The organism is Micromonospora sp. NPDC049645 (genome assembly GCF_040675155.1).
In the GTDB taxonomy this organism is placed as follows: domain Bacteria; phylum Actinomycetota; class Actinomycetes; order Mycobacteriales; family Micromonosporaceae; genus Micromonospora.
This window is the reverse complement of the sequence record NZ_JBFAOI010000014.1, coordinates 24,772-38,481: the sequence shown is the minus strand read 5'-3', so window position 1 is coordinate 38,481 and position 13,710 is coordinate 24,772. Positions and strand designations below refer to the sequence as shown.

At 67.6% G+C, this 13,710-nt stretch carries 9 protein-coding genes; 1 reads left to right on the top strand and 8 read right to left on the bottom strand.

Features of this window, described 5'->3' with window-relative positions; genetic code table 11:
- Positions 1 to 651 precede the first annotated feature (651 nt).
- Positions 652 to 1,689 (top strand): hypothetical protein, encoded by a 1,038-nt coding sequence (locus AB0J33_RS25585; RefSeq protein WP_363616682.1) that lies wholly within the window; start codon positions 652 to 654, stop codon positions 1,687 to 1,689.
- A gap of 642 nt (positions 1,690 to 2,331) precedes the next feature.
- Here AB0J33_RS25585 and AB0J33_RS25580 read toward each other — a convergent pair.
- The 8 genes from AB0J33_RS25580 to AB0J33_RS25545 form a co-directional block, all read right to left on the bottom strand.
- Positions 2,332 to 2,826, bottom strand: coding sequence for a hypothetical protein (locus AB0J33_RS25580; RefSeq protein WP_363616680.1), 495 nt, complete (start codon positions 2,824 to 2,826; stop codon positions 2,332 to 2,334).
- A 356-nt stretch (positions 2,827 to 3,182) separates the two neighbouring features.
- Positions 3,183 to 4,160 carry a hypothetical protein gene (locus AB0J33_RS25575; protein ID WP_363616678.1) on the bottom strand — a complete coding sequence of 326 codons (978 nt, stop codon included), beginning with the start codon at positions 4,158 to 4,160 and terminating at the stop codon, positions 3,183 to 3,185.
- A 32-nt stretch (positions 4,161 to 4,192) separates the two neighbouring features.
- A complete protein-coding gene (locus AB0J33_RS25570; protein WP_363616676.1) occupies positions 4,193 to 5,722 on the bottom strand; it encodes a plastocyanin/azurin family copper-binding protein in 1,530 nt (509 codons plus the stop codon).
- 8 nt (positions 5,723 to 5,730) lie between these two features.
- Positions 5,731 to 9,669, bottom strand: a complete 3,939-nt coding sequence (locus AB0J33_RS25565; RefSeq protein WP_363616674.1) for a ThuA domain-containing protein — start codon at positions 9,667 to 9,669, stop codon at positions 5,731 to 5,733.
- Between the two features lie 23 nt (positions 9,670 to 9,692).
- Positions 9,693 to 10,700, bottom strand: a complete 1,008-nt coding sequence (locus AB0J33_RS25560) for a multicopper oxidase domain-containing protein (protein ID WP_363616672.1) — start codon at positions 10,698 to 10,700, stop codon at positions 9,693 to 9,695.
- Between the two features lie 295 nt (positions 10,701 to 10,995).
- A complete protein-coding gene (locus AB0J33_RS25555; protein ID WP_363616670.1) occupies positions 10,996 to 11,835 on the bottom strand; it encodes an amino acid ABC transporter ATP-binding protein in 840 nt (279 codons plus the stop codon).
- Between the two features lie 5 nt (positions 11,836 to 11,840).
- Entirely contained in the window at positions 11,841 to 12,635 is a 795-nt protein-coding gene (locus AB0J33_RS25550; protein WP_363616668.1) for an amino acid ABC transporter permease, read from the bottom strand.
- Positions 12,636 to 12,752: 117 nt separating this feature from the next.
- Complete coding sequence (locus AB0J33_RS25545; RefSeq protein ID WP_363616666.1) at positions 12,753 to 13,598, bottom strand: basic amino acid ABC transporter substrate-binding protein; 846 nt, start codon at positions 13,596 to 13,598, stop codon at positions 12,753 to 12,755.
- Between the last annotated feature and the right edge of the window lie 112 nt (positions 13,599 to 13,710).

The following is a 13,710-nucleotide window of genomic DNA, read 5'->3' as shown; positions in this document are numbered from 1 at the left end:
CGATACTACTACGCCCAAACCGACCTCTTCGTCCCGAAGGAACCACCGGCAAGCTACGAACTGTGCCAGCAGCACAGTTGGGCGGTCCGAGCGGTCCGCCGGAGTCCATGCACGTCCGGCGTTGCCCGCGCCCGTTGTCACCCAGTTAGTCACCCAGGTTGGTCAGGCCGTCATCGTTCATCTGGTCGAAGCTTGCCCGCCGGTGACGTCAGCACAACCCTGGGACGGCCCAGGAGAGCCTAGGCCCTGAAAGATCATGCCCTACGCGCCCCTCATGTTGCCGCCGCCAAAGGTCGGCTTGACTGAGGGCAACTGTCAGTTTCGCGACCTTTCACTTGCGCCCGAACCAGCCACCACTGTAGGCAGGAATATTCCAACATTTACCTCCTGTCTACCCCACTACCTAAGGCAGAAGAATTGACCACAGGTGAACACTGGCTTTACAAGTGGATCGACGAATTCGAGGTGTCGGAAAGTCGGCCAGTAGCTGAGGTGATTCGTTTTCCTGGAGCAGTTAATCGGCTCTATGAGATTCTGAAGTCTAGGCCGCAGGGCTCAGAAATAACCCCCGTCAACGGGGCTGTAGTTGCAGGGCCGGGTATGGATATCGCCTCGGCCATGTGCGGGACTGTAAGTTGTCGAGTACGAACAGTGAACGAAGAGTTCGGCCAGCTTCTTCATTACTTCGACTACTTCGTGATGGAGGGCCCTGAGGCAAGAGCGTATCTCTTCTTGTTCGAGAAAAAGGGCATGCGGGACTGGCGCGAAAGGCTTCACCGTCGACTCGATACCGACGTCCGTTTCTTGCTCCACCTACGAGCTGTCGGCCTGTCAAACTATGTCATTTTCGCCGACAAGCCGGAACTTCAATTCGATGAGAGCTTCAGCAAGCGCCTGGATCGAGTCGGCCTGGGTCACCTTTACGATCCGCAGGAGATCGAGAAAATTGCTAAGAAGATTAGCCGCGAAGGCGGCATAGAGGTTATACAAATCGAACCACGAAACTGGCGGGTGATGCTTGTTCACCCACTTTTTGAAGGAACTCTAAGCCGAGGGGTGCGGCGCAAGACTCGACCTAATAAGGTCGAGGTTGGAGCACAGATTATCGTTGGCCATATCATCGAACTGCTGGAGGACGTCGCTGCGGCGGACGAGTTCAAAGCTCCATTGGCGTCACTTGCGCAACCGAAGTTCTTCGAAACTGCTAGTCCTGAGACGAATGCGTCTGTGGATCAAGTTGCGCTCAACCTTCAAATTCCCATCCTTCTGGGTATGGAGACTCGCGATATTATCGCCCTCCGGGAGTCGGAGTATGAACATTTCGAGAGGTTCCGCGCCACCCTAGTTGAGTCCATTCAAATGGCGATCGAGAAGCACGACTCGGATTCGCCGGAGAGGATCGCGGCTGCCGTTTGGAGAGACAGCGTCGAGCCAGCGATCGCCGAAATCGACAGGAAGATCAAGAGTTCAAGTAGATCGCTGGCCTTTAAAACCGTAGCCGGACTTTCGGTGGGGGCAGCTACTACAGCTTTTGGTGCGCTCGCTTCTTTGCCGTTCGTTGTTACGGCAGGAGTTGCAGCAGCGGCCACTCCACTCATCCAAGCGTACAAGTTCTTCGACGATAAACAGTCGATTGAACTGTCAGACATGTACTTTCTCTGGAAGGCGAAGAGGCACTCGCACAATTAGGATTCCACTTAACCATCCCGTCTGCCGTCGACCCGCCCTCCTGGGGAGCGGGCCATCGCCCGGCCCGCCACGTCAAGCGACCTTGACGCACGGTCGGACGCTGGCGGGCCGGGTGGTGGTCTGCTCGGCTCGCCCGGGTCGTCGGCTGGCGGGATGGCCCGAGCAACCACCCACGGACCGCAACCCGCCGACGGGTTTGCAGCCATCTCGGAGCCCGAGCGCCCCCGCCGGAGGCGCAGTAACCGCGAGCCCGCGACCACCGCCAGGTCGCCGACGCGGCAGGCGTGCACTCCCCTACGCCGCGCGGGCTCGTGGCCGCGCGGCCTGACCGGCTGCCGGCCCCACACCACCGGTCACGGCCCTGTCGTTCTGCGGCGGCCCCTTGGGCTTCCGCTTTCCGCGCCAGCCGCCGGGCGTGTTGCGTGGCCGGAGTCGGAGCGCCAGCGGAGCGACGGACGCGCGCCCAGGCGGCGGCGCGTGCGGCCCGTTCAGGGCCGCCTTGAAGACGTACAGAAACTTTGCACCACTTCGCCGGCAGCCGGCCGGCAGTCGGCCTGTCCTCCGTCGGCTGATGTGCAACAGTCGTCCCCCACGTGATGCGCGACAAGCTAATGCACCTCCGCGCATCACACGGTGTTGCGCTCACCCGTCGGATCCGCCGTTCATCGTGATCGTGCTGGGACCGTCCGGCAGTCCGAGATACCACCAGGTGCCAAATGGCGGCTTTGGCAGCGTGCCGCGTAGCAGGTTGATCATCGCGTTCGCCAGAGCCGCCATCGGGGCGGTGGGCATGGCTGGGCCATGAAGGTTGCGCCAGATCACCGGCCACCCTTCGGTTCGCCGTAGCTCAGCGTCCGCCTCCGTCACCACCCGAAGTGCGCCCAGCCGGGCGGCTGCCTCCGACGCGATCGCCGCGAATGGCTCCACCGCATCGGCCTCGACCACAGGCTCCAGGTTCAGGCCCGCATTGCCGCCAACAGTCGCCACCGCAGCGAGTGAGCCGGCTAGCTGGTCGAACCACGGCCCGGAAGCACCCTCGCGACCCACCACAAGCATCTCGTGCGCAAGGAACGAGATGCTCACGTCGTAGGCCCAAAAGCTTCGCCCGTTCGCCGACACCGCAGCCGTTCTGGTCACGCAACCATGATCACGACGATGTCCGCTGCGCCGCAAGGGAAATAGCGCCGAGCTGTGTTCCAAGCGCGCTTGCAGCCCAGAGAGCCTCAGCAGGATCTTCCTGTAGTCCCGTAGCGCCGCTGTCGCACGTCAGCTAGCGGAGATGTGTCCCAAATCAGCTGTCGGATCACATTTTATGAGGTTGCTCCCGCCGGCCGGGCCCGACCCGACTTTGAACTGGCTCCGTGCCCTCATGTGGACCCGCAGGAGGTGGTTACTCGTCCGCGGCACGCAAACGCCGCCGCGACGGGTCGGACCCGGTACGACGGCGGCGGCCGGTCACCTTGCGGGTGACCGGCCGCCGTTGCGTCCAACAGCTAGAGCTTTGCCGCGCCCGCTTCGGTGGCCTCCTGCACGGCCGAGGTACGGCGGACCTCGGCCCGCTGGTCGCCGGCGTCCTCCCGGTCCGCGCCGGCCACCCGGGCCGACCGGTTGGTGGTCGCCGCCGCCTGGTCACCGGTCACGCCGCCCCGGATCCGGTTGTTCGCGGCCACCTGGGCGGCCGGGTCGTTCGACGTCACCGTCAACTGCCCGTTGATGATGTTGTCGTCGACGGTCACGCCACCGGTGGTGCTGGTGATGCTCACGTCCTGACCCCAGTACCCGCCGGAGGCGCAACTGTCCAGGGTGCCGTTCGGGCCGAGCTGCACCCCGCCCAGGTTGCCGGCGAAGGTGGCTCGGCCCTGCACCGCACTGCCGCACACCACGCTGCCGGTGGAGCTGTTGAGCACCGACAGGGTGCCGTCGACGAACGAGTCGTGCAGGTCGGTGTAGTAGGTGCCGGTGCTGCTGAGGTTGCGCTGCACCTGGGTGCCCCGGTCGAGCCGGACCTCACCGGCACTGACGTTGACGTGCCCGATGACCGTCGACTGCTCGGCGAACAGGAAGCTGTCGATGGTCGTGGAACCCTTCGGCCGCACGGTCACGGTGCCGGTTCGGGCGCCCTTCAGGAAGATCCCGTACCCGCCGGCGGCCAACACCACCTGGCCGTCGATGGTCGTCTCGGTCGCGTCGAGGTAGCCGTCGGCGGCGACGCGCACCTCACCGCTGACCCGGCCACCGCTCACCACCAGGTTGCCGCCGGCCGCCACGGTGACGTTGCCGGTGATCGTGGTGCCGGTCAACGCGCAGGACTCGCCGGCAGGCACGAGCAGGTCGTTGGGCACGGTCACCGCACCGCCGGTGCCGATGCAGTGGGTGACCAGGTCGGCGTGGGCGGTGGGTGCCACGGCCAGCACCGAGGCCGCGATGACGGCGCTCACGGTGGCCAACTTGGCGACGGTACGTCCGGGCATCGTTGTACTCCCTGTGGATGAGGTTCGAGGACTCATGCGCCGACGTCCGATCGGGCCGCGGCCCGGACGATGGCGCCCTGCTGCCGCCGGTCGAGCGTGCCGCCGGTCACGAGCGCGGTGGTGACCGCCTCGACGTGCCGGACGAATGCGGCGTGGCCGGGGTAGTCGGCGTGTTCGTCGATCAGATCGTTGATGGTGCAGCCGTCGCCGGTGTCCATGTTGGCGACGCCGGTGTCGTCACCGTCGATGATCACCGTGGCCCGGGTGTCCGAGGCGGGGCAACCGTCGGTGCCGTCGGCCACCACGGTGAACGTCGTCGACTGCTCGGCGGACGAGTTCCCCGCCGTGTCGCTCGCCCGGTACCGCACGGTGTGCGGGCCGGGGGTGCGGACGGCGACCGGGGCGGTGTACGCGGTCCAGCCACCGGAGTCGAGCGCGTACTCGGTCTTCGCCACACCCGACTCGGCGTCGGTTGCCGTCACGGTCACGGTCGCGGCGCCGACGTACGCGCCGTCGTCGTCGCGGTCACCGGTCACCGTGGCGGCGACCGTGGGCGGGGTGGTGTCCTCAGCCTGCGGCTCGACGACGGTGAAGTGGGCCATCTGTTCGGCCGACGTGTTACCGGCGGCGTCGGTCGCCCGGTAGTGCAGCATGTGCATCCCGACCGTGTTCACGACGATCGGATTCGTGTACCCGGTGAAGGCGGCCCCGTCCAGCGCGTACTCGATGGTGGCGACACCGGATCCGCTGTCGGTGGCGGTCAACGTGGCGGTGGCCGTACCGATGTAGTTGCCGTCGCCGTCGCGGTCGCCGGCCAGGGCGGCCGTGACCACCGGCGCGGTGGTGTCCTCCTCCCCCGGCTCGACGATCCGGAACGCCACCGAGCCGACGGCGCTGGTGTTGCCGGCCTGGTCGGTGGCGCGGAACTGCACCGAGTGGTCGCCGATCGCGGTCACCCGCACCGGCTCGGTGTACGGCTGGAAGCTGGTGTCGTCGACCTGGTACTCGACGGTCTGCACACCCGAGTCGGCGTCGGTGGCCGTCACGGTCACCGTGGCCGCACCGAGGTAGTTGCCGTCGGGGTCCTGGTCGCCGGACACGGTGGCGGTCACGGTCGGCGCCGTGGTGTCGCCGCCTCCACCGCCCTCGGTGACCACCAGCTCACCGACCATCGAGCTGTGCCCCGGGATCGAGCAGAAGTACCGGTACCGGCCCGGGGTCAGCGTCACGGTCGCCTGGTGGCGGCCGTCGTTGGCGTCGAACGGGCTGGCCAGGATGTTGACTGTGACATCGTGGTTGTAGCCCTCGGTGCTGGTGTCGAAGGTCAGGGTGTGCGGCATCCCGGTGGTGTTGCCGGTGGCCGCGCTGTTCTCCCAGATGATCGTGGTCGCTCCGGCCACGGCCGTGGTGGGCGCGGACTTGTAGCGGGTGATGCTGTCGTCGGCGGTCCAGGTCAACACCTGGTCGGCGGCGGCACGGGGGGCGGCGGAGGCGGGCGTTACCGCCAACGGGATCACCGTCAGCAGGAACGCCGCCAACGCGGCCGTCAGTCGTCGGGTCATCGTCTCTCCTAGAGTTCCCGTACGCGGACGTTGCGGAACTCGGCCAGGTCGTTGTCACCGTGGTTCTGTAGACCGATGAAGCCGCGCAGGAACTGCCGCAGGTCGGTCGGTGGGTCGCCGGCACGCGAGGACTGCTTGCCCGGCGTGTTGTCGAACTCGTTGATCACCACGCCGTTGCGGATCATCGTGTAGTGCTGGCCGACGGCGCGGATCTCGTAGTCGTTCCACTCGTTCTTCGGCGTCACGCCGGCCTGGGCGAGCGGCACCGGGTCGAAGTTGTAGACCGAACCGGTCTTCTGCGGTTCACCGGTGTCACCGTCGTAGATCTGGATCTCGTGTCCGCAGTAGATCGCCATCCAGGCGGTCGAGGTCCGCGCCGAACCGACGGTGCCGCAACTGCCCGGTGGTCGCTGTTCCAGGGGGGTTCGCAGGTCCGGGAACCGGATGAAGACGCCGGTGTTGGCCCGGCCGGTGCCCGGCGCGATGTCCTTGAACTGCAACTTCAGCGAGAAGTCGCCCAGTTCCCTGGTGTGCCAGAGCATCCCCAGACCACCGCTGGGCCGCAGCGACCCGTCCGGCTGGATCGAGAACGATCCCGTCGGTGCCTGCTGCCAGCCGCGCAGTGACTCGGCGGTGCCGTCGAAGAGCGGCTCGTACCCGGTGTGCCCGTCCCGTCCGATCTCGGACGCGGCGGCCAGCCGGGTCAGGGTGCCGGCCTCCCGGGCGGTGAGCAGATCGTCGTCCTGCAACGCGCGGGCCACCTCGGTCACGTGCCGGACGAAGGTGTTGTGGTCGGCCCAGGTGCTCTCGTCGTCGATCAGGTCGTTGGCGGTGCAACCCTGCCCGACCGTACGACTGGGCACCCCGGTGTCGGTGTCGCCGAGCCACACGGTCGACCGGTCGTCGGGCACCGCGCAGCCCACCGTCACCGTGGTCTGCACCGTCTCCGTCTGACCGTCGGCGTACGTGACGGTGAGCTTCGCGGTGTACGTGCCGACCCTGGCGTACGTGTGTCGGGGGTCCGCCTCGGTCGACGTGGCCCCGTCGCCGAACTCCCAGCGGTGGCTGACGCCGCCGGAGCGGGAGCCGGTGAAGGCGATGGTCAGCGGCTTGTTCTGCACGGCGACCGAGGTGGCCGCCGGCGCCGGGGTGGGCGCGCCACCGGTGTAGGTGATCCGGATCAGCTTCTGGTTGGCGTGCAGGCTGAAGAACCCGCCGCCGTAGTCGAGCAGGTAGAGCGCGCCGTCCGGGCCGAACTTGGCGTCCATCCAGCTCTGCAACTTGGTGTCGCCGTTGCCGCTCGGGATGATGGCCCGCAGCGACTCGGCGTACACGGGTGGGGCGGCCTGCGGCACCCCGGCCGGGTCGACGGTGACCGCGACCCGGTTGGACGCGTTCGACTGGTCGCCGATGAACCACTTGCCGTCCCAGTGCTCCGGCCACGCCACGCCACTGTTGGTGTCGACGAGGCTGCGGTGGTACGTCGGGCCGGACATGATGGCCTGTCCGCCGCCGCGGAGGTACGGCTGCGTGTAGGTGGCGTCGGCCGCCACGTAGGTCGGCAGGCCGCTGCCGTCGGTCCGCTTCGGGAACACCGGGCCGCCGCCGTCCGGCGAATACCAGATCATGTTGTCCCGGGCCGCCGGGATGTCCTCCAGCCCGGTGTTGCGCGGTGAGGTGTTCTTCAGGTTGTCGCAGTCGTACCAGCCGGTCAGCACGGTCGCGTCGGTGCTGCTGCGGTCCCGGTACGGCTGCCGGTTGCCCATGCAGTACGGCCAGCCCTGGTTTCCGGCCGAGGTGATGATGGTGGCCGTCTCGTACTTCGCCGGGCCGAGGGTGGGGCTGGGCGACGAGGCGTCCGGGCCGACCCAGCCGGCGGTCAGCCACTGGTGCACCGGGTCGATCTGGAGGCGGGCGATGTTGCGCACGCCCATCACGTAGATCTCCGGCCGGGTCTTCTCGGTGCCCGGTGGGAACAGGTTGCCCTCGGGGATGGTGTACGTGCCGTCCGGCTCCGGGTGAATGCGGATGATCTTGCCGGCGAGGTCGTTGGTGTTACCCGAGGTGCGGCGGGCGTCCTGGAAGGAGATTCCCTGGTACTCCTGGGTCCAGTTGTTGCCGGAGTAGCCCTGCGATCCCTCCGAGGAGTTGTTGTCGCCGGAGCCGACGTAGAGGTTGCCCTTGGCGTCGAACGCCATGCCGCCACCGGCGTGGCAGCAGCTGTGGATCTGCACCGGGAACTGCAACAGATCCTTGCGGGTGGCCTGGTCGATGGTCTGCGCCTGCCGGTCGTAGGTGAACCGCGAGACGGTCCGTTGACCGACCCGCTTCACCCGGTCGATCGAGTCGTGCGGCATCCAGTAGACGTAGAGCCAGCCGTTGTCGGCGAACGCGGGGTCGGGCACGATGCCGAGCAGGCCCTCCTCGTTCTTCACCAACTCCGACCCGCTGCCCCGGTTGCCCATCACCTCCAGGGTGGTGAGCAGTTTGACCTGCTTGGTACGCGGGTCCCAGGAGTGGATGGTGCCGCAGCCCAGGCCGACGTTCGGGTTGTTCCAGTCCGCGATCGGACCGCTCGGGCAGGCCGCCTTGCCGACGTAGAAGACCGTGCCGTCGGGCGCGATGGTGAGCCCGTGCGGCTCGCCGATCTGGTCCAGCTGCCCGGTCTGGTTGGCGGCGGTGAGCCGCTCCACCTTGTAGTTCGCGGCGATGGTGGCCTGGCAGTCGCCGCGTACCCGACCGGTGGTCCAGTTGAGGGCCCCGGCGAGGTGCTTGCGGAACGCCTCCTCACCGTAGCTGCCCTCGGTGTGGCCCATGCCGGTGTAGAACGACCGGCCGCCGTCGTAGTCCCGGCACCAGGACACCGGGTGGAAGGCGCCGTTGGCGCCCGCTCCCGGGTTGTAGTGCCGCTCCTCGACCTGGGCGAGCGTGTGCACGCTGCCGATCGGGTTCGGGTCCCAGTTCTCCCAGCGGTCGGACCGGGTGAGGGTCATCGGCAGCGACGCCGTGGCCGGGTGCTTGCGGTCCAGGATGTTCACCACCGCGCGGTTCACCGCGGGCGGCTCCGGGGCGGTGGTGCTGCCGGTGAACAGGCGCAGGTCGGCGAGCTGGACCAGCGGCTCACCGCTGTTCGCGGTGACGTTCAGCCGGTAGCGGGTGAACTCCTGCGGCGCGGCGATGTCGAACCGGCGGGTCTGGAACCGCTCCGGGAAGGTCTGTCCGGTGCGGCGGTCCAGATCGGTCCAGGTCTGACCGTCCGTGGAGCCCTGCAGGGTCCAGTCCTTGGGGTCCCGGCCGGCGGAGTCGTTGGCCGACGTGAGCGCGTACCCGGTGATCCGCTTGGCCGCGGCCAGCTCGTAGGCCACCCAGCCGGTCGGGGTGCGGACCAGCCACTTGGTGTTGGCGTCGCCGTCGGTCAGCTTCTCCTTGGTCTCGTTGGGCGGGTTCTCACCGCTGGCGGTCACCCGGGCCACCGGCTCGGCCACCGGGATGGCGCCGGCCGGGCGGGTGCCGATCAGCCCGGTGAACCAGGTGGAGTCGACCTGGGCGCGGGCGGCGTCGGCGATGCCGACGAAGCCGCCGCCGGCCTTCACGTAGCTTTGCAGCGCCGACTCCTGGTCGCGGTTCAGCGCGGCGCCCGTCGCGGAGAGAAAGACCACGCTGCGGTACGCGGACAGCCCGGCCGTGGTGAACATGCCGGGGTCGGTGGTGGCCGTGACATCGATGTCATGACCGGCAGCGAGTTGTTTGATGGTGTCCACCGCGCGCGAAACCGGGTCCTGTTGCTCGGCCACCGGTCCGTGGAACACCAGGACCGCGGTCTTCTGCGGTTGCGCCGCCTGGGGGGCGGCTGCCGTTCGTGGCGCGGCTGCGGCCGCCGTCGACGCCGGGATCAGTGTCGCGAGGGCCGCTACCGCGGCGAGGGTTCGTCGTAGGTTTCTGGTCATGCCCGTCCCCACTTTCGGTTCGGTCAGCTTCCGTGCTGCGTGTGGGTGTGGCCCTGGAACCGGTGGATCGCCTCCTCGGCACCCGGCGGCATGCTGCCGTCGGCGTTGCGCACCAGGAAGATCCCGGCCATGCCGCCGTCGGAGTGCGACTGCACGTGGCAGTGGTACATCCAGGCGCCGGGGCCGACGCCCTCTCCGGCCAGCACCTGGAAGCCGAACGAGCTGCCGGGATTGAGGTCCTTGTTGTCGACCACCAGGCTCGGGTCGCTCGGCCCCTCCAACATCCCGGTGCGGTTGTCCGCCCAGCGATGCGCGTGCAGGTGGAAGGTGTGGAACAGGTTGCCGTGGCCGATGGCGATCCACTCCACGCGCTCGCCGAGGTTCGCCTCGAACATCGGCGTCGCCGGGGCCATCTTGTTGTTGATCATCATGTCGTGGAACACGGCGGTGAACTGCTTCGACGGCAGGATGTCGCCGCGCCGCCGGACGATCAGCGCCCCGTACAGGCCCTTCGCGACACCGGCGGTGCCGTGGTCGGTGCCCATCGCGTGATCGTGGTAGTGCCAGTAGCCGGCGCTGCCCGGCATGTACCGCCGGCCCGAAGCGGCCACCATCTCGTGCGAGCGCCAGACGTACGTCCGCGTCTCGCCCGGTTCGTTGAACGAGGCGTTGAACGGGCTGCCGTCGGATTCGGTGCTGTAGTCCACCCCGTGCGGATGGATGGAGAGCCGCTGGGTGGTGGTGTTGACCAGGGTGATCTCCAGGGTGTCACCCTCGTACATCTCCAGGATCGGGCCCGGAACCGTGGCCTGACCGGGTGCGAGGCCGTACCCGAACAGGTTGCCGGGCAACTGCTCGGCGTAGATGGTGACCTTCTTCGTGACGCCGGCGGCGGCCCTGGCGGGGCTGCCACCGAACGCGGTGCCGATGGTTGGGGCGGACGCGCCCAACGCCCCGGCGGCCAGCGCGCCGGTGGCGATCAGCGATCTGCGGGACAGGTGGCGGTGAGGACCACCAGCGTGATCGTCCATGGGTCTCCGTTCCCGACCGGGCGAAGACGCGACGAGGGCAGGGTGCAGCGACCGCCGCGCACAGGGCGGTGGCGCGACCGAGGGTGAGGCTCGTCGCGTACTTTGCTCGGAAGACTCAGAACTTTCGATGGATGACAGCAACTTATGTAATCCATCGACGAAAGTACAGGTCTGATTGCGTAAAGATTACCTTGACATCACGACGTCCGTCGATTGACATAGACCTGACATACAAACAGACGCCGGGCTGCCGTCAATGCGGCAACCCGGCGGTCAGGCGTACGGAAGCTGTGGGTCAGCGGTGGTGACGGTCGTCCGCCGGCAGGCCGGGAGCCTCCGGCGGCTCGGGCGACTGGTCCGGCTGGCCGAGCCGCGCGACGTGGGTCGGGTCGAGGACCCGGGAGAGGAACGCGCGGGTCCGTTCGTGCTTCGGCGCGCCGAGCACGTCCTGCGGCGGCCCCTGCTCGACCACCACGCCACCGTCCATGAACACCACCCGGTCGGCTACGTCGCGGGCGAACGCCATCTCGTGGGTGACCACCATCATCGTCATGCCGTCCTCGGCCAGCTTGCGCATGACGGTGAGCACGTCGCCGACGAGTTCCGGGTCCAGCGCCGAGGTCGGCTCGTCGAAGAGCATCAGCTTCGGCTCCATCGACAGCGACCGGGCGATCGCCGCCCGCTGCTGCTGCCCACCGGAGAGCTGCGCCGGAAAGGCATCGGCCTTGTCGGTCAGCCCGACGCGCTCCAGGTTGGCCCGCGCGACCCGCTCGGCCTCGGCCCGACCGCGCCGCAGCACCCGACGCTGGGCGACGGTGAGGTTGTTCAGGACGGTCAGGTGCGGGAACAGGTTGAACGACTGGAAGACCATGCCGATGCCGCGGCGGACCGCGTCGATCTCGACGTCCGGGTCGGTCATCTCGACGCCGTTCACCCAGATCTTGCCGGCCGTCGGCTCCTCCAGCAGGTCGACGCAGCGCAACAGGGTCGACTTGCCGGAGCCGGACGGCCCGATGACGCAGACCACCTCGCCCTGGCCGACCTCGAAGTCGATGCCCTTGAGCACCTTGAGCGGCCCGAAGGACTTGTGCAGGTCGCGGATCTCCACGGCGGGGCGGGATGGGGTGGTCGTCATCGGGGTCACCGAGCCTTGGCGTAGCGGAGTTCGAGGCGTCGTACCACCTGCGACAGCGGCAGGGTGATCACCAGGTAGGCGAGGCCGGCCACCAGCAGCGGCGTGGCGTTCACCCGGTCGTTGAGCATGTCCCGACCGAACTTGGTGATCTCGATGGTCTGTGCCGTCACGCCGAGCACGTAGGCCAGCGAGGAGTCCTTGGTGAGCAGGATCAGCTCGTTCGTCAGGGGCGGGATCACGATCCGGAACGCCTGCGGGATCACGATCGTGCGCATGGCGGTGAAGTGCGACATGCCGAGGGTCCGTGCCGCCTCCATCTGCCCCTTCGGCACGGCCTGGATGCCGGCCCGGATGGTCTCCGCCATGTACGCCGCGGCGGTCAACCCGAGGCCGATCGCGATCGAACCGAACACGCCGCCCGGGATCTCCCGCTCCGGGAAGGCGATCGGGATGCCGTACCCGACGAGGAAGAGCACCAGCAGCGCGGGCAGACCCCGGAACAGCTCGATGTACGCCGTCGCCACCCAGCGGTACGGCACCACCCGGGACAGCCGCATCAGGGCGAGGATGGTGCCGAACACCAGGCCGAAGGCGAACGCGCCGAGCGTGTAGAGGATGGTGTTGCGCAGCGCGACCGTGATGATCGTCGGGAACATCGACTTGATGATGTCCACACGGAAGAACGCGTCGGCCAGCCTGTTCCAGTCCGCGGCGAACAGCACCGCGGCGATGATGGCGATGAAGACCAGGTACTGGAGCCCGAGGGACAGCCGCTCCCGCTGGCGGCGTCGCAGCTTCACGTTCGCTCGTTGCCTTCCCGGAGGTTACCGACGTCGGAGGGCGCGCGGGACGCGCGCCCTCCGGTACTGCGCAGTGCTCAGGCGCTCGGCCGCTACGCGGCTCAGGCGCTACGCGGCTCAGGCGCTCGGCCGCTTGCCGATCCACTTCTCGTAGATCGTGTCGTAGGTGCCGTCCTGCTTGGCCTTGGCAAGCACCTCGTTGATCTTCTTGAGCAGCTCCGGGTTGGCACCCTTCTTCACGGGGAAGCCGTACTGCTCGCCGGTGTCGAACTCGGCGGCCACCTCGAACCCGCCCGGGTTCTTCTTCAGGTACTCGGTCCAGACCGGCAGGTCGTTGATGGCGGCCTCGACCTGGCCGTTGGCGACGGCCTGCTGCAGGGCGGCGAGGTCCTCGAACTCGACCAGCTTCAGGCCCTTCTCCGCCTCGAACCGCTTGGCGTAGTCACGACCGGTGGTGGCCGCCTGGACGCCGAGCTTCTTGCCCTTGAGGTCGTCGAGCGACTTGTACGTCTTGCCGGTCTTCACCAGCATCGCCTGGGTGGCGTCGAAGTACGGGTCGGAGAAGTCGATCACCTTGCGCCGTTCCTCGGTGATCGTCATGCCGGCGGCGGCCGCGTCGCACTTGCCGGTGTTCAGGTCCTGGCCGGACTTGATCCCCTCGAACGGCGTGTCGATGATCGTCTGCTCGACGCCCAACTCCTTGGCGACCAGGTCCATGATCTCGACGTCGAAGCCGGTCACCTTGCCGCTGGAGTCCTTCGACTGGAACGGCGGGTACGGCAGGTGGGTGCAGACGGTCAGCTTGCCCGCCGCGACCAGCTTGACGCCGCTCGCCTGGACCTCACTGTCGTCCTTCTTGGCACATCCCGCGCTCAGCGCGAGGGCGGCGACGGCCACGACGAGGCCGGCCTGACGGACGGCGCTGGGGACCTCACGGCTGTGTCCCTCCGATTCGGCTTCCATTGCGCAGAAAGCCAATCTGATTCATAGACTTTGCGATAAGCGACCGTACCCGATCCGGCGGGTCGCCCAAAGATCACCTTGCGGCCGCGCGACCCACGCGACATACGGTCCC